At 38.5% G+C, this 15,669-nt stretch carries 17 protein-coding genes and 2 pseudogenes; 5 read left to right on the forward strand and 14 right to left on the reverse strand.

Annotated features, from left to right (window positions below):
- Nucleotides 1–177: 177 nt before the first annotated feature.
- The 10 genes and pseudogenes from A3I7_RS14685 to A3I7_RS0111960 form a co-directional block, all read right to left on the reverse strand.
- Nucleotides 178–420 (reverse strand): annotated as a pseudogene (locus A3I7_RS14685) (TipC family immunity protein); the annotation flags it as partial.
- A gap of 8 nt (nucleotides 421–428) precedes the next feature.
- Nucleotides 429–824 carry a hypothetical protein gene (locus A3I7_RS0111920; RefSeq protein WP_018376962.1) on the reverse strand — a complete coding sequence of 132 codons (396 nt, stop codon included), beginning with the start codon at nucleotides 822–824 and terminating at the stop codon, nucleotides 429–431.
- Between the two features lie 85 nt (nucleotides 825–909).
- On the reverse strand, nucleotides 910–1,524 hold the full coding sequence (locus A3I7_RS0111925; protein ID WP_156812777.1) for a TipC family immunity protein: 615 nt from the start codon (nucleotides 1,522–1,524) through the stop codon (nucleotides 910–912).
- Between the two features lie 122 nt (nucleotides 1,525–1,646).
- A complete protein-coding gene (locus A3I7_RS13460) occupies nucleotides 1,647–2,285 on the reverse strand; it encodes a TipC family immunity protein (protein WP_018376964.1) in 639 nt (212 codons plus the stop codon).
- Nucleotides 2,286–2,305: 20 nt separating this feature from the next.
- Nucleotides 2,306–2,596, reverse strand: coding sequence for a hypothetical protein (locus A3I7_RS0111935; RefSeq protein WP_018376965.1), 291 nt, complete (start codon nucleotides 2,594–2,596; stop codon nucleotides 2,306–2,308).
- A gap of 18 nt (nucleotides 2,597–2,614) precedes the next feature.
- Nucleotides 2,615–3,229, reverse strand: a complete 615-nt coding sequence (locus A3I7_RS0111940; RefSeq protein ID WP_018376966.1) for a TipC family immunity protein — start codon at nucleotides 3,227–3,229, stop codon at nucleotides 2,615–2,617.
- 12 nt (nucleotides 3,230–3,241) lie between these two features.
- Nucleotides 3,242–4,903, reverse strand: a complete 1,662-nt coding sequence (locus tag A3I7_RS0111945) for an LXG domain-containing protein (RefSeq protein ID WP_018376967.1) — start codon at nucleotides 4,901–4,903, stop codon at nucleotides 3,242–3,244.
- A 17-nt stretch (nucleotides 4,904–4,920) separates the two neighbouring features.
- Nucleotides 4,921–5,262, reverse strand: a complete 342-nt coding sequence (locus A3I7_RS0111950; RefSeq protein ID WP_018376968.1) for a hypothetical protein — start codon at nucleotides 5,260–5,262, stop codon at nucleotides 4,921–4,923.
- Complete coding sequence (locus A3I7_RS0111955; protein WP_018376969.1) at nucleotides 5,255–5,536, reverse strand: TIGR04197 family type VII secretion effector; 282 nt, start codon at nucleotides 5,534–5,536, stop codon at nucleotides 5,255–5,257. Before A3I7_RS0111955 ends, A3I7_RS0111950 begins: the two co-directional genes overlap by 8 nt.
- A 370-nt stretch (nucleotides 5,537–5,906) precedes the next feature.
- A complete protein-coding gene (locus A3I7_RS0111960; RefSeq protein WP_018376970.1) occupies nucleotides 5,907–6,404 on the reverse strand; it encodes a DUF1307 domain-containing protein in 498 nt (165 codons plus the stop codon).
- A gap of 322 nt (nucleotides 6,405–6,726) precedes the next feature.
- On the opposite strand from A3I7_RS0111960, the gene A3I7_RS0111965 reads away from it, so the two are divergent.
- From A3I7_RS0111965 to A3I7_RS13880, 3 genes and pseudogenes are all read left to right on the forward strand, one after another.
- The gene (locus A3I7_RS0111965) at nucleotides 6,727–7,152 is read left to right on the forward strand and encodes a MarR family winged helix-turn-helix transcriptional regulator (RefSeq protein ID WP_018376971.1); all 426 of its coding nucleotides are present in this window, start codon (nucleotides 6,727–6,729) and stop codon (nucleotides 7,150–7,152) included.
- Between the two features lie 10 nt (nucleotides 7,153–7,162).
- Nucleotides 7,163–7,546 carry a hypothetical protein gene (locus A3I7_RS0111970; RefSeq protein ID WP_018376972.1) on the forward strand — a complete coding sequence of 128 codons (384 nt, stop codon included), beginning with the start codon at nucleotides 7,163–7,165 and terminating at the stop codon, nucleotides 7,544–7,546.
- A gap of 49 nt (nucleotides 7,547–7,595) precedes the next feature.
- Nucleotides 7,596–7,859, forward strand: a pseudogene (locus A3I7_RS13880) (helix-turn-helix domain-containing protein); the annotation flags it as partial.
- Nucleotides 7,860–8,144: 285 nt separating this feature from the next.
- Here A3I7_RS13880 and A3I7_RS0111980 read toward each other — a convergent pair.
- Nucleotides 8,145–8,711: a hypothetical protein gene (locus A3I7_RS0111980; RefSeq protein ID WP_018376973.1), complete on the reverse strand. Its 567-nt coding sequence runs from the start codon at nucleotides 8,709–8,711 to the stop codon at nucleotides 8,145–8,147.
- The gene (locus A3I7_RS0111985) at nucleotides 8,708–9,262 is read right to left on the reverse strand and encodes a nucleotidyltransferase family protein (RefSeq protein WP_018376974.1); all 555 of its coding nucleotides are present in this window, start codon (nucleotides 9,260–9,262) and stop codon (nucleotides 8,708–8,710) included. Before A3I7_RS0111985 ends, A3I7_RS0111980 begins: the two co-directional genes overlap by 4 nt.
- A gap of 240 nt (nucleotides 9,263–9,502) precedes the next feature.
- On the opposite strand from A3I7_RS0111985, the gene A3I7_RS12990 reads away from it, so the two are divergent.
- Complete coding sequence (locus A3I7_RS12990; protein WP_156812779.1) at nucleotides 9,503–10,702, forward strand: hypothetical protein; 1,200 nt, start codon at nucleotides 9,503–9,505, stop codon at nucleotides 10,700–10,702.
- Nucleotides 10,703–10,760: 58 nt separating this feature from the next.
- Nucleotides 10,761–11,546: an alpha/beta hydrolase gene (locus A3I7_RS0111995; protein WP_051071854.1), complete on the forward strand. Its 786-nt coding sequence runs from the start codon at nucleotides 10,761–10,763 to the stop codon at nucleotides 11,544–11,546.
- A gap of 393 nt (nucleotides 11,547–11,939) precedes the next feature.
- On the opposite strand, the gene rbfA is transcribed toward A3I7_RS0111995, so the two are convergent.
- Nucleotides 11,940–12,290 carry a 30S ribosome-binding factor RbfA gene (rbfA, locus tag A3I7_RS0112005; RefSeq protein ID WP_018376978.1) on the reverse strand — a complete coding sequence of 117 codons (351 nt, stop codon included), beginning with the start codon at nucleotides 12,288–12,290 and terminating at the stop codon, nucleotides 11,940–11,942.
- Nucleotides 12,291–12,773: 483 nt separating this feature from the next.
- A complete protein-coding gene (gene infB, locus A3I7_RS0112010; protein WP_018376979.1) occupies nucleotides 12,774–15,650 on the reverse strand; it encodes a translation initiation factor IF-2 in 2,877 nt (958 codons plus the stop codon).
- Between the last annotated feature and the right edge of the window lie 19 nt (nucleotides 15,651–15,669).

Genomic DNA, 15,669 nt, shown 5'->3' on the forward strand with positions numbered 1-15,669 from the left:
CGACGTCTGGCGTCCCACATACTTTGATAACATTCTTTCTAAAACAGGTGTCTTGCCAGTTTTTATTGCGACGTCTAGCGTCAAAAGAGTTCTCGACTTAACAAGACACCTCTACTTTATCATAAAGAAAAAGTAGTGAGTACTTTCTCCCGTCGGAGATTTCCTCACTACTAATCTTAGTATGTTTTTATTGTAGGTTCCAAAAGGCGTTTTTGCAATATTAGGATCATCAGTTGGCCAAATATTGTCTATATCAAATCCCTTAATATTGCCTAAAATATTATTACTCCGATAAGTTTTTTGCGTTTCCTGATAGATTTCATCAAAGATATTCTTAGGCTGACTAGCGTAATGATAGTAAATGCCCACCGATAAAGCAAGTACCGCTAATGCTAAAATGCCAATTATTTTCCGTTTCATAGCTCTTCCTACTCTCCCGCTACCCTTTCTAAACGTTCTAAAAATTGTGAAACACCTTTATAATTCTCAGAAACATAAGCTTTCGAAGCCTTATCCCCTTGGGTAAGAACCTCATCCGGAACAAGGCTGGCATAAATGGTGCCCTTGACCTCAGTCCAATCCTCATTCTTGAGAAATTCTTTCTCTCGGACGGACGCTCCTTGGGTAACGTCATTGTAGTAAGAAGCCATGGCTTGGCTGTAAGAAGCTCCCTTACCCATTCGACCAATGATATTAACGGCGTCTAAATCAGCCTTATAGTCACCCTCGCCAATACTTGGCTTCATATCACTGGCATTATAGGTGGCATCCCCTTCCCAGCCTGATAAATCTTTGACTTGCTTTCTACCATATGCTGAAGTCAAAGAAATATAGTGATAACCTTTAGAAACTCAGTTATCTAATTAAATTTTAACTACTGACGTAATATCAAAGACTTTCATAGAATAGCTATTCCACTTTCCATTTTTCCACTTTAAGTTTTCCCCAATTGTCTGGTGAATATGCACTATCATAAGCTGCACACCAATCGTTAAGAACTTTTTTTTTGAGTATAGTCGTCGCAATGTCAGTATAGTGGTTTGGAGAGGAAGTAGATTTTTCTAGTACTTCCTTCGTTGTGAGATTATTCTCAGGATTACTGTCACTATAATCAAGCGACCTTTTCAATATCTTAGTCTCAGGATTATAATCAAATTTTGCATATAGGATACCGCTAGCGAGCGGTTGACCAATAAGTATGTAGACATTAGGATTGGAGTTTTTTTCTAAAAATTTTGATTTTTTAGTAATAGTAACAGATATTGTTGAATTTTCACTATCAACGTACTTATAGTAATAAGAGTGACGAAATCCATCACCATCTCGTTCTGAATTTATATGAATTCCATATTCATAAGCCGATAAGATAATACCATTTTTTTGCTTGTCGTACATTTCCGAAAAGATATTATCCACAGTCATCACTAAGCGTTTCCTGTAATCAAAAAATGCTATTATGCTAATAATTAATACTATAAAAACAGCAAATATAGAAATTTTTTTATTTAAACTACTATTTTTCATTGACGTAATCCTTTAAATTATTATCCCTATTTCTGATACTCTTAATAAAATTATTAGTTTTGTTCACAAAAACTCTTCATAACTTCTAGCTCATGATTCGAATAATCAATTTAATATCCTTTTCACCAATTTTCCCACTGGGTTTTGACTTTGATTTTGTCATAGTCACTTGTAGAAAATTTGCTGTCGTAAACATCGGTCCAGTCTTTAAGGATAAGCTGTTTTACCACCAAATCATAAGACTTTTCTACATTACTTATTGTCACATGATATTGTTTGAGATAAGATTTAATCTCAGAAGGCTTCTCTATATCAGTACTCTCACTGTTTCGATTATCAATGATAACTAAGTACTCCACGGCAATTTTCGTTTTGGGATTATAAGTAAACCATAATTTTAAAGTAAGATTTGCCTCCAGTTCTTTTTCGTAAGATATATATATTTTATTATAGGCATAATCCTGTTGTACAAAAATATTTTTGTAATCAGATGAAATGTTACCGGCATCATTATAGTCAAATGATGTTGATTTAAATTCTTCAAGATGTTTATTAAAAGTAGAAAAAGTCCTTTTATTGGTATTAGGAATTTCATTCACCTTATCCAAATTAGCATACATTTCATCGAATATATTGGTCGTACTGAATGTTTGTGGAAAACCTCGTTTTGTTAGATTTCCAAATCCAAATAGAAGAGCAAGATAAAACATCCATATCAAAACAATAAAGGATATCATTATGAGAAGTATTTTTTTGAACATATATTTTGAAACCCCTTATCTTACTCTTTAGGCTGGGTGTAATCTGTTATATTATTATCCCCGTTTTTGACACTCTTAATAAAATTATAACTTTGTGGGGACTTCTCTTTTAAAAAGCGTTCTACATCATTTTCATCAATACTATAATAGTTCATAGTAACATCTCCTGTGTTACCGGCAATAATATCAAACCTCATTTTTTGATAATTTTGATTGGTTTTAAACTCTTCTGCCCTCGTTACCTTTTCATTTGCAACATCGGCATAATATTGATTGGATGCTTCCATATAGCTGATGCCATCTTTCTTCATACGACCAATGCAATGGTATCACCAATTTTCCCACTGAGTTTTAACGGTTATATCACCATAATCAGCCGGTGAAAACTTGCTGTCGTAAATCGAACACCAGTCTTTCAGAACTTTTTGATTGACGATTTTGTCATAGTGTTTACTTAAATCATTACTTGAAATATTGTACTGACTCAAGTATTTCTTTACTTTAATTTCATCATCAACGTATTCTCCAGCTTTTCTTGGTTCATCAAAAATAGCAATTTCTTTTGTGAGTGTCTTACTATTTTGCTTATAATAACATAAATACCAAATAGTAATATCAGAATTTGGTTGCCACTCAAAGCGAATACTCATGTTTTTCCCTAATTCAGGATAAAAATCAAGCACAATATTATCATAATCTTTAGGAGTAGCTTCATCAGTATAGTTTATCACTAGAGTATGTTTTCCTGTTCCATTCATATTGTTATCATAAATTTCATGACTTTTCACCTCTATATCACTTAATTGACGAAATACATAGCCACTTTTCGTCGTCTCCTGATAGATTTCATCAAAGATATTTTTGGGTTGATGAATATAGTAATAAACTCCAGCTAACAAAACAAGCACACATAAGATAACTAAGCTAATGATTTTCTTTCGCATAAGATAATTCTCCTATTCCCCTGCTACTGCTTCCAAACGATCTAAGAATTCTGGGACACCCTCATAATGTTCAGAGATATAGCCTCTCGTAGCTTCTTCCCCTTTTCTGCGAATATCATCCGGAACGAGGCTAGCATAAATGGTGCCCTTGACCTCAGTCCAATCCTCATTCTTGAGAAATTCTTTCTCTCGGATGGACGACCCTTGGGTAACATCATTATAGTAAGAAGCCATGGCTTGGCTGTAAGAAACTCCCTTATCCATTCGACCAATGATATTCACCGCATCTAAGTCAGCCTTATAGTCATCCTCGCCAATACTTGGCTTCATATCATTAGCGTTATAGGTGGTATCCCCTTCCCAGCCCGCTAAAGCTTTCACATGTTCTCGACCGCCATAAAAATCCGACAATTGCAGAGTTGATGGGTTCAAATGCGTGGCCATTGTAATTGATTGGTGCGTAAAGTCCGCATTTCCTGCCCCATTATTGGAGTATGCCTTTAAGCGCTCGTCCCAAAACTTATCAAAACCTTTTGTTGTTCCGTAAGCATTCTTATAATTAGCCTTTGCATCTTCATAAGACGTTTTTCCAGATTTACGATCATACTCTTTCAATTCACTTATAGTCCTTGTACCAGAAGCCATCACATGCTGCAATCTCAGATTATAGGTCAACTGTTTGGCTTCTTGTTCACTAAGCCCTAACATTTGGAAGATTGTTAAAAGTGGCTTGACCTTCTTCTGCGTTTCACCCGTTGTGGGATTGCTGACAAGGTCTTCCGAAAAATAAGGTGTCAGATAACCAGCCGTCTCATCCCATTTGACACCATCATAGCTAACAGCGCCAATCAAGCGTAAAAAGAGGTAATCACACTCCTGTGACGTGTAGCCTGCAAAATAAGAAAATTGACTATCAATACCTTGCTTAATGGTCAGCAGTTGCTTAGCGGTCTCCACATCAAAGCCATACTCTGCCATCATGGTATTGACAAACGCCCGTTCCTCTCGGCTAAGGTCTAAATCTTTTGTCGCAGAATAAGCTGATAAATAAGTCGCCCAGCTTAAATTACTTGGAATCGTAAACGACTTGTCCGTAGCGTTCCAACTAGTCTGCGCTTGTGATAAACCTATTGAGAGTTGCAAGGCAATATCATCTAATTCATCAAATAAACGAACCGAATCCGTACTATAAGCTCGTAAATCCTCTAAAATCGTTTCATAGACACGTTTATTAGCATGGTGACCACGAATCAAGTCAACTGTGCCTTGTTGCATTTGGCGTTTTTGCGTCGTTGGCAGTTCTAAACGACTTAATGATTGGTTAATCTCATCTAGTTGATTAATCAAATCTTCTTCCTGACGAATGTAGTCTAAGAGTTGTTCTTCACTCCAACTCTTAGTATCCACACTCTCTTGATAATTTTCAGGCAGTTTCGCACTCGCCTTGGCTAACATTTCCGCATATAGTTCACCACCTTGTGCTAATGGCAAAAGAACTGCACGATAATAAGCCTTGGCTGCCTCATAGGCCTTCCCTGTTAAACTCTCTGTGTCATCCGCAAATTGCTGAATAGCTTGTTGCAAGGCTTGATAGCCTTCGATTTGAGCCTGACTGACACTAGCGACACTCTCAGCTTGTGCTTGTGACTGCTCTAAGGTCATGTTAAGTCCCATTTCAACCTTCCCCTAAATTACTTTAAACTTTCTTTGCGCTTAGCAACGTAAATGGCTTCCATCTCATCTTCAATTTGACGAGCTTGATGTTTGAGTTCATCAACACCGTCAATAAACGTCTCAAAGACTTGATTTCTCAAGTTATGTAACTGTTCGCCTTGTTCTCCCAATTGGGTCGCATACTTACTCCCATAAGCAGCATCCCACGCATTATTTAATGAGATTGTTCGCCCGCCGTAGTCATAATTTTCAAAGTCTCCCAACACTTGTTCGGCTCGAAAGCGGGTATTTTCAATATCTTCTAATTGGTAAGACAATTGGCGTTCTTTACGATTCAATGCTTCCCATTTTTCAGTCATGCTTACCCTCAAAACTTTCTGCACCTGCTTGGTCAACCGCTTCAAAATCACTAGCCACCGAATGCAGATGGTCAGAGGACGTTTCAACAGCAGCAGTAATTTGTGCCAAAAAGGACTTGGCTTGGTCAATCACCGCATGATGACGTGTATTTCCCTCTAATTCCGTTGCGGTATCCTTTATCACCTCACTAACAGCAGTGAGCTTCTGACAAGCATTTGCCAATTGACTGGCATACGTTTGAGCAACTTCCCTATCGCTCCTAATTGTTGTCATAACTCCTATACTCCCTTTTGCTCCGTCTAAAATTACATTTATTTTACCATAAAATACAAAGTAAAAAAATTAACAACTTCATTTCAATACACAATAAAATGCACTAGTTAAAAACTAATGCACTTTATTCTATACTACGAATTTCTTTGGTTACTTTGTATGGTTAACTCTAACTTATAGCTCTCAAAAGCCACTAAAAACAACTATTTCATACAAATGTATGTGTGTCAAAAATTTATAGCATCGTTTCTGTGTCTTTCTCAATTTCTTATTTTATACCGTATTTAAAGTGACTCTTATCATCAGAAAAGCACCCCACTCACTAGATTTTTCATCTAACGTTTGAGGTGCCTTAATTTGGGGTTACTTTTTATTTCAATTCTTCAAACTTACCATCTTTTACTTCTTTCATACCAAGTTCTTTCTGTTGTTCCTTGGTGAGCTTGTAGCTGATGTACTGAGCTTGTTTGCCATCGGCAGTTTCAATCGGCATCAATTCTCCTAATTTTTTAAAGTCAACTTTTTCTAAATCAATAGAAGTGGTTTCAACAAGGCGGTCTGACTTGTAATCAACCTTGTGATCAACTCCCTTCAAATTATCCCACTCTTCAGCTCCTTGGGATTTCATGAGTGATTGAGCTGCTTCCTTAGAGTCGATACCATATGCAGAATAAAGTATGGTTGCCGTTGTTTTCATCTTAATAACCTTATCACCTTGATACTCAAAGTGATTTCTAAAGTCTCTTTGATTTTGTGTAATCGACTGAAAGTCTGCTGTTTTTGTAGCAGTCTTACCCGCGCCACAGGCCACCAAGAAGATAGTAGCCACGATTGTCAATAAAGCAGCTAAAAATTTTTTCTGTTTCATTGTAAAAACCTCCTTTTTCTTACCTTGACTATAACTTATTTCGTCTTAATTTTCAAACAAAAAACAAAAAAGGACTGAAACAAAAGCAACAGCCTCCCTAATTTATTTTGCCTTAAACAGCTCTGACTTCCTTTGTCCTGAGTTCAAACGGGTATAGGTATCATGTTTATAACATAGGCTAAATAACATATCGTTAGTTACTAGGTTAAATAATAGAAAGAGGTTTCAGTTATATTCCACTTTGTATTTGAAAATTAAATCCAAAAATTATATAATACGTACACAAACTATTTGTAAACATATTATTAAAGGACGACGTTAAATGGAACTAAACGAATCCTTAGGCTTTCTTTTAAACATCAGCGCCAAGCTAATCAAAAGAAATCTTGATTTACTGCTTATAGACTACAATATCACCTCATCTCAATGGGCTGTTCTCAAAGCATTAAGTCTTGAGAACAACTTATCACAAGCAGAAATTGCGGAAAAAACCAACATTAACCGTGCCACCTGCGGAGCTATTATTGATAAATTAATTGCAAAACAACTAATTAATAAGTCATTATCACCAACTGATCGTAGAAGTTATATTGTCAGTATTTCAGCAGAGACAAATGATTTAGTAAATCATATCTCACACCTAGCAGAGCAAACCAATCAACAAGCTTTGCGAGGATTTTCAGCAAATGAGCAAAAACAATTAGTCGCTTTCTTACATAGCATTATTAAAAATCTTGAACAATCATAGGAGAAGCCAGATGTTATTAACGATAATCTTAATATGTGTTCTTGGTCTTATTGAAATTACAGCAAATGGATTTTTTATATTTCGCCTTTTGAAATATGATGACTTAAGGATAGCCCAAAAATTCCATGGAGATTTGCCCAAAATTGCCAGTAAATCTGTTTGGAAATTTAAAATATTAAGCTCATTTTTTCTTGGCATTATAGCATTGATTGGTTCTCTTTTGTTGGCCTTTCAGCAAATCGGTCTTGGTTTATTCATCTGTCATCTGTTCGCAATCGGCATGCTATTACTGTGTCTTTTTCAATTTTATCACTATGGCAAAGACTTTCTACCCTCTCGGCTGAGTCCCTTGGTTGCTTTGCTGATTCTTTTACTTGTTTGTCTACATCCTTAAATCATTAATTCTTGATTTATGAAAACGCTCATTATAAATAAGTCATCCTATGCTAGTCCAGCTCAACTTAGCTTATCAATCACAACACCAAAAAGGCAGATTTTCTCGCCGACTGAGTATGAAAACCAGCTCACGATGACCTTGCTCTATTTACGCTATTATCCCTTGGCTTTTGATTTTGATGTCAGCGTAGCTACTGTTAATGCCACAACATGGGTAGAAGATGCTCTTCGTGTTTCTGAACTCTTTGAGTTTAGGTTATTTGAAAGCTCCAAGTGCCTCTGTTGCTATTGATATCACAGAAAAAACGATTTAATATCCTAAGAAACAAGATAAGAATTACTCCGGTAAAAAGAAACGACACACCATAGCTATCAACTACAGGAGAAAAAAAGCAGCTATACCTTATGTCTTTTCAGGACTCGCCCTCATCGGCTCAGAACTATTATTCTGGAAACGTAAAGAAAACTAATCACGGCATCAAAAAGACTGATGAAACTTTAAAGTTATCAGTCTTTTTGTATCCTATTATATAGTCTTTTAGTACTAGGCAACGAGCTGCAGGCAGTACTGGAGTACGGCAAGGTAAATGCAAGCTCTAACTATCTTTGTGGTTAAATCCCACAACCTCTCTGACAAATGCTTCAATCTGGTGATTGATTTTTTCTGTCTCAGTTAGATGTTCTGATTTTAAATGATGAGGAACACCTTCAATCAATAAAGTGGGAATATCGTAAGCCTTGCCTACGCTTAAAACCTCTTCAAAAGGTATAGTCTGGTCTTTACTACCTACAACCATTGCAAGGACTGATTGTAGGTTGGGTATCTTTTCCAAAGTTGGTCTAATAGGTGTTAAAAAAATATGGTTAGCCTTAAAATGGTTTTCCAGACACCAATTTACTGAACAGGCCGTTCCCAAACTTTTCGATAAAAAAACAATATCGTCGTCCTGTGCCAATTGCAAGTCCAATAATTGCCTGGTCAGTTCTGCTTGGGCTGTACTGATACTTTCTTCAACCGATGCAAGGACCTTAAAATCGATCATTGAAAAATCAATCTCTAGCGACTGATAACCGTGTTTGACAAACATGGCTATCAATTTTTGAAATAAAGTTTCCTTTGTTGTATAACCCGTTCCTGGAACATTTATCAGATACTTCCTCATGCTATACCCTCCACTCTCAATTGCGGCCACTTACTGGTCCAGTCTTTTTTAGCCATGCGGTCACGATAAACCTTCATGCGGGCTGGGTCAGCTGCAAAATGCGGAGTGGGTTGCACGATGAATTGCTCAATGTCAGCTGTACCATAAGGAAGAAAAAGGTCCAAGTGTCCTTGTTCATTCAAGCGCGCAGCAATGGCTGTACAGCGCTCGGGATACTTAGCAATAGCGTCTGTGGCTGACTGATAGGGTTGAGTATTAGGATTATGGCTGTGCATGTAGACTTGATTTTTCACTTCCCACTGGTAGGCGGGATAGCGGCGGTTGAGGTCAGCTTGTAACGCCAGTGTTTCGTCATAGGAAATGCGAGGATCATAGAAAACCACATCTAAATCACTGGCTTCCTCCAATCCCGAACGGTTCGTCAGGATATTCCAGACATAGTTACGCAAGGTGCCTGCTGCCAGCCAACAATCTTGCAAATTCAGCTCTGCTATGATTCTGAATAGAAGCATGAGTTCTGGATCGCTCTCAAAAAGTTTACGTATTTCCATCAAGTATTCTCCTCAAAATTTTTGTAAATCCACCAGTACTTCCCAAAGTAAGTGACAATAAAGCGCTCAGTGGCTTCAAGCCTTCATGTTTCATTATAGCATAAAAACAGTGCCACATGACCGACAGTTACAGGCCTGATTAGTCAATTTATAAAATGGCATACCCCATTTATTCGGTGGTTAGCTTCCCCTTCAATGCAGCTTACGGTTATGATATAATGAAAAGAAAAAGGAAATTTTATGATTAGAAACTTTAAACCACGCTTGATTTCCTTACGTGTTCACATCTATAAACATCTCTCAGACTTATTTCCAATCGCGGTGGCCTATGCCTTCTTACAAATCATCGTGGCTTTATTCTTAAAACCTAATAGTTTTTTCCCCGTGACCTTGGGAATTGATTGGTTCGAAAAGATGTGGTGGCTAGATCATCTGATATCTGACTTGTCGTCCGTCATACTCTGTCTCTTGTACTCTTTATTTGTCACTCTCATCGTATGCGACTACCTCGGAAACAGTAAGAGCCGACCCTTACCTACCATTTTTTCCTTTCTTTTTACATGGCTCATGTACAGCACGATACATCTGGGTATGGGACAAAAAGAATATACATATCCCGCTTGGATGTTATTGATTGGGACGAGTGTTTTGATTGTAGCTCTTGTGAAGCTTGGACGGCGCTTCTTTAGTAAGATACCTTATATGGACTGGATTACTTTTATTGGCGGGATTTATGGGACACAGCTTCTGGCTAATAAATTCACTTTCCGTGATATTTTGACAAATCTGCAAGGACTTTGGAGTTTGGCTGTCTCATGGGAACCTGTTCATTATTACAGCGTTGCTGCTTGGTCATTGGTCGGACCTGTCTGCGTCTTTTTAGGAATCCCCGTTCCAGAGTTCTTGTCTAATCCGACAGCTGATTTAGACAGCGCAACAACCAACATGACTGCTGTCCTTAGTCAGCAAAAAGTCCCTTATCCTTTTACCCTTTACACATTACAAAATAGTTTTGCCATTATTGGCGGAGTGGGTTTCCTCTTTGGCTTGGCACTCTCTATTTATATCTTCCATAAAAAGCAGGGTAAAAGACTAGGTGCTCGATACACATTGTCAGTTATTGCCATGCTCTTTAATCAGCCTCTGCCTTTTCTCATGGCTTATCCAATTCTCCTGAATCCTATCTTGCTTACTCCCATGCTACTTTCGACACTGGTTAGTATTGCTATCGGGGTTTTGGCCATTTATAGCAAAGTTGTCTTTCCGTCCCTGTACACAGTACCGACTGGAACACCTCATATCCTTTTTGCTTACCTCGCTTCCAATGCGTGCTTAGGATATCTCATTTTAATACCACTAGTCATTGCTGTATCAACGACCATCTATTACCCATTTGTCAAAAAATTATACAAGGAGGACGTCATCAGTGAAAAAGCTTGATTTAAAGGCTCTGTTCAACAAATGGCCCTACCTTCTTACGGGATTTATCTTGCTCATCATGTTACTCTTAGGGCAGCGCTATGTGAATAATTTCTACAAAACCAACACTCGCCTCTACACCTCGCAAACGGAACCCACTATATTTGTCCCAGGTTCTAGTGCGACACAAGAACGTTTTAATGGCACTTTTCAAAAATTAGCTTCTATGGGCTACTCTCATTCAGTTTTGAAAATTACCGTATCTAAAAAGGGCACATTATCCTACTCAGGAGCGATTTCATCAAGAGAGCATAATCCTTACATCGTTATTGCCTTTGAAGACAATTCAGATTCCTATGCTAATATTAAACGTCAGGCTGGATGGCTCAATACAGCACTCTCTGAGATTCAAACGAAATACCGATTTTGCCGATTTAATGCTGTTGGTCACTCCAATGGTGGTTTAGTCTGGTCCTTCTTTTTAGAAGATTATTGGCCAGATACCAACTTCCAAATCAATACCTTGATGACCATTGGTTCTCCCTATAACCTAACAGTAACCGACATGGACAATCACACCCAGATGTTGACAGACTTGATTGATGACAAGAGCAATATTCCAAAAGACCTTACCGTCTATAATATCTCAGGAAGTAACAGTTACAATAGTGACTATCTCGTCGCTATAGCTGGTAAGTACATCTATCAAAATCAAGTCAAACAATACACTTTCTTTACGGTGACAGGATCAACCTCAGAGCATTCAGATTTACCAACCAACACTCAAGTACTTCAATATATCGCTCAATACGTCCTTCAAACAGGAAAAGGCCAAAAGCCCACACCCAATAACACTTCTAAATAACTATGCATTAAAATTCTAATGAACGTCAAGTCTTCCTTGTCACAACCGTTCTGTTGCATACTGGGTCCTTAGTTAACGAATACTCCATGAACAATCGGGTTAGCCTCAACAGTCCTGAAAAACATTGAATAATCAGAAATAAGGCGGACAAGATTCATATCAGCCATATACCAATTGAACACTGCTATTTTTTCATCTAGCATAGCTGATACTCTTCGAAAATCAAAATTATCCGTTGTCAACTTACCTTGATGAACTCAAGTTCTATCGTCGGCTTCGTTTCCTAGGCTACTTTTGATTTTCATTGAGTATGAAACTTGATTTTTGAAGAGTATAAAAATAATAGGAACGAGAAAGCTCCCCTTACTTTGGAGTACTTTCTCGTTCCCTTTTTTATTTTCTATTTTCCAAATCGCGAAGCATCTGGTCAATTTTATTTCCATATTCAATCGATTCATCCTTGATAAAAGTCAAATCAGGAATCTTATACATGGTCAAATTCTTACCCAGTTCACGTTTGATAGTTCCTGTTGCCTTTTCCAGACCAAGCTGAGCTTTTTGACTCTCTGATGCTAAATCTGAATGAATAGTGTAATACACCTTCGCCATTGAGAGGTCTCCCAACATTTGTACATCAGTGATGGTTACACCTTGCACACGCGGATCACGTACTTTTTTCTGCAAAATCTCATTGACTTCGCGTTTAATTTCCATTCCAACACGATCAATACGATGATTAGCCATAGTTTTTTCCTTTCTTTAATTTGTTTCTAGTTTTGATAAGTACACTCAGTGAAAACCAAGATCAGATTAGCTTAAACAGCCTACAGAGAGACTTTGAAAAGTCGGAAATGAAGCGAGTAACGTTCATATCATCAATATCCAGCTAGAAGCGCTGTTACTTTTTATTTGTGCGTAGCAGGCTGTAAATCTCTACTGAAGTTTCAGGTTAAGCCAATAAAGTTGAATATGATTTTCAAAGACTATATTCTTTTGACACAACCAACATCTCACAGAATGTTATTACCTAACGCTTTGTAAAACGGACACTATCAGTAATCTGCAACCATTTTCTACCTTTTTAACAAAAGCTAGGCCAGATGACCTAGCTTTTATTGCTTTTCAATAAAGGAAGTAAGTAACTCTAATCGAGAAAATAATCCGCAAGCATAACTTGTGTTACACAAAGCAAAATTAACAAAGAATAGAGTTAAGAACCTTTCTTTATCATCTCTTGATTTCCTCCATGATGTAAGCTTCAATAGTATCGTCAACTTTAAGATCATTGAAGTTTTCAATCATGAGACCACCTTCTTGAGCGTTTCCGACTTCCTTAACATCATCTTTATAGTGTTTCAAACTTGCAAGTTTACCATCAAAGATAACCACACCATCACGGATAACTCGAGCGTTTGAATCCCGCGTAATTTTACCATTGATAACCATAAATCCACCAATAGTTCCGACCTTGGATACCTTGAAAGTTTCACGGATGATAGCTTCACCAATGATTTTTTCTTCGAATTCTGGATCAAGCATTCCTTTCATGGCATCTTCAACTTCTTCAATGACTTTGTAGATAATTGAGTGGAGACGAATTTCCACGCCATCAGTTTCTGCTTGTGTCCGTGCCTGTGGTGTAGGACGGACGTTAAAACCAATAACAACGGCATTCGAAGCTTCCGCAAGTGTGATGTCCGATTCATTGATAGCACCAACTGCTGAATGGACAACGGTAACTTTTACACCTTCAACATCAATTTTGAGAAGTGATGCAGCAAGTGCTTCAACAGAACCTTGAACATCGGCTTTGATGATGACGTTAACAGATTTAACTTCACCTGCTTTGAGGGTATCAAAAAGATTTTCAAGAGAAACACGTTGAGTAGCTTGACGTTGTTTCATGAGTGCACGTTTCGCACGTTCTTCACCAGCCGCACGAGCAGCTTTTTCGTCTTCATAAACAGCGAAATGATCTCCTGCCATAGGCGCTTCGTTCAGTCCTGTGATAGATACTGGCGTTGAAGGCTCTGCAAATTTCACGCGACGACCGAGGTCATTAGCCATAGCACGAACACGTCCAAAAGTATTTCCGACAACAATTGGATCTTGCACATGAAGGGTACCTTGTTGAACAAGGAGGGTTGCCACTGCACCTTTACCTTTATCAAGGCGAGCTTCAATAACAGTACCAATGGCACGGACAGTTGGATCAGCTTTAAGTTCTTCCATCTCAGCTACTAAAAGAACTGTTTCAAGTAATTCTTCAATGTTTTGACCGAATTTTGCTGAGATTTCAACAAACTCACAGTCACCGCCCCAAGCAGTTGAAATGATACCGTGCTCCGCTAATTCACCGATAACACGTTCTGGGTTAGCACCTGGTTTATCAATCTTGTTGATAGCAACGATGATTGGTACTCCAGCCGCTTTTGAGTGATTGATGGCTTCAATCGTTTGTGGCATGACACCGTCATCAGCAGCAACAATCAAGATAGTAATATCGGTGATTGAAGCACCACGTGCACGCATTGAGGTAAAGGCCGCGTGACCTGGTGTGTCAAGGAAAGTAATCTTCTTACCATTTTCAATGATTTGATAAGCTCCAATGTGCTGAGTGATTCCACCAGCTTCACCTGTTGCTACACGCGAATTGCGCAAAGTATCCAAAAGGGTTGTTTTCCCGTGGTCAACGTGTCCCATGATTGTTACAACCGGCGCACGCTCAACCATATTTTCAGGATTGAGGTAGTCTTCATCAACGAAGAAACGTTCAATATCAGCATTATCAACTTCAACTTTTTTCTTGGCTTCAATACCATAGTCCACCATAAGTAGTTCAATGGTATCTCCGTCAAGCGATTGGTTTTGTGTTGCCATAACACCCATCATGAAGAGTTTTTTTACAATTTCAGCTGGTTCGCGTTTGATACGTTTTGCGATTTCAGCCACCGTCATACCTTCAGTATATTCAAATTCTTTTGGTAATTCATGGAACTTACGTTCTGTGACGGGTTTGGCACTATCTTGGCGATTATTTTTACCTTTTTTATTTTTCTTGCTGTTATTCCAGTTACTATTCTTTTGATTTCTCACTTGGTTTTGACTATTCCAATTTTTCTTATTTTTTGTTTGTTTAGGACCATCTTCATTTTCATGTTTAAAATCACGTGATTTATCCGAATGGGCCTTTTTACGACGATTATCTTGCGCCTTAGATGCCTCTTGAATAGGGGCTGGCGCAGCTTTAACAACAACAGTGTTCTTCTTAGACTCTGCCTTCTTAGCAACTTCAGCCTTAGCTTGCTCTTCTAATTTAGCTTGACGTTCCGCTTCCTGAGCCTTAAGAGCAGCTTGTTTGGCTGCTTCTGCTTCACGAGCTGCACGTTGCTTGGCTTCTTCTTGTTCACGGAAACGTGCCTCACTGTTACGTGAGTATTCCGCATTTTGCTCCGCCTTCAATGCTGCTGCACGTGCCTTAAAATCAATCCGCGGTGCAGCTGGTTGCTGAGGTCGATTTTGATTGCGGGCATCGTGGCGGTCATTTTGACGGTTATCGCGACGATCGTTGTTCCGATTTTGTCCTTGTACTTGTCGGTCGCGACTAGTTCCCTGACGGTCGTTCGAGCGATTATTCTGATTACGCTTATCTTGACGATTTTGATTATGCTCATTGCGACGATCATTTTGACGCTTAGTGCTACGCTCATTGTTGCGATTATTTCCTTGAGCACGGCGTTCTGCTTCTGCTTTGGCTTTTGCTTCGCGCTCCGCCTTAAAATTTCGGCTTTGCGGCTTTGGCTTGGCAGCCGATGTTGGCTGTGAAGTCGTAACTGGTTGTGCTGTCACTTCTACAGGCGCAGTAGTTTTAGTTACTGGTTCAACTTTTACCTTAAGTGCTTCTACAGGCTTTTCAACCTCAGCAGGCACAGCTTTTTCAATCTTTTGCGTTACAAAACTTTCCGTAATTCGTTTGGCATCAGATTCTTCCACACTAGAGGAATGGCTTTTTACAGGAAGGCCTAGAGCTTGAGCATGTTCAACAACTTCCTTGCTTGTTTTTCCAATTTCTTTAGCAATTTCGTGTAATCTTTTCTTTGACAATTGATGTCCTCCTATTCGT

Origin of the sequence: Streptococcus orisratti DSM 15617, from assembly GCF_000380105.1 — a bacterium.
Classification (GTDB): Bacteria; Bacillota; Bacilli; order Lactobacillales; family Streptococcaceae; genus Streptococcus; species Streptococcus orisratti.

Excerpts from the sequence above, each read along its gene's own strand:
- A3I7_RS0111925 (WP_156812777.1), bottom strand. The coding sequence starts at position 1,524 with ATGAAAAATAGTAGTTTAAATAAAAAAATTTCTATATTTGCTGTTTTT.
- A3I7_RS13460 (WP_018376964.1), bottom strand. The coding sequence starts at position 2,285 with ATGTTCAAAAAAATACTTCTCATAATGATATCCTTTATTGTTTTGATA.
- A3I7_RS0111935 (WP_018376965.1), bottom strand. The coding sequence starts at position 2,596 with ATGAAGAAAGATGGCATCAGCTATATGGAAGCATCCAATCAATATTAT.
- A3I7_RS0111940 (WP_018376966.1), bottom strand. The coding sequence starts at position 3,229 with ATGCGAAAGAAAATCATTAGCTTAGTTATCTTATGTGTGCTTGTTTTG.
- A3I7_RS0111945 (WP_018376967.1), bottom strand. The coding sequence starts at position 4,903 with ATGGGACTTAACATGACCTTAGAGCAGTCACAAGCACAAGCTGAGAGT.
- A3I7_RS0111950 (WP_018376968.1), bottom strand. The coding sequence starts at position 5,262 with ATGACTGAAAAATGGGAAGCATTGAATCGTAAAGAACGCCAATTGTCT.
- A3I7_RS0111955 (WP_018376969.1), bottom strand. The coding sequence starts at position 5,536 with ATGACAACAATTAGGAGCGATAGGGAAGTTGCTCAAACGTATGCCAGT.
- A3I7_RS0111960 (WP_018376970.1), bottom strand. The coding sequence starts at position 6,404 with ATGAAACAGAAAAAATTTTTAGCTGCTTTATTGACAATCGTGGCTACT.
- A3I7_RS0111965 (WP_018376971.1), top strand. The coding sequence starts at position 6,727 with ATGGAACTAAACGAATCCTTAGGCTTTCTTTTAAACATCAGCGCCAAG.
- A3I7_RS0111970 (WP_018376972.1), top strand. The coding sequence starts at position 7,163 with ATGTTATTAACGATAATCTTAATATGTGTTCTTGGTCTTATTGAAATT.
- A3I7_RS0111980 (WP_018376973.1), bottom strand. The coding sequence starts at position 8,711 with ATGAGGAAGTATCTGATAAATGTTCCAGGAACGGGTTATACAACAAAG.
- A3I7_RS0111985 (WP_018376974.1), bottom strand. The coding sequence starts at position 9,262 with ATGGAAATACGTAAACTTTTTGAGAGCGATCCAGAACTCATGCTTCTA.
- A3I7_RS12990 (WP_156812779.1), top strand. The coding sequence starts at position 9,503 with ATGATTAGAAACTTTAAACCACGCTTGATTTCCTTACGTGTTCACATC.
- A3I7_RS0111995 (WP_051071854.1), top strand. The coding sequence starts at position 10,761 with ATGTTACTCTTAGGGCAGCGCTATGTGAATAATTTCTACAAAACCAAC.
- rbfA (WP_018376978.1), bottom strand. The coding sequence starts at position 12,290 with ATGGCTAATCATCGTATTGATCGTGTTGGAATGGAAATTAAACGCGAA.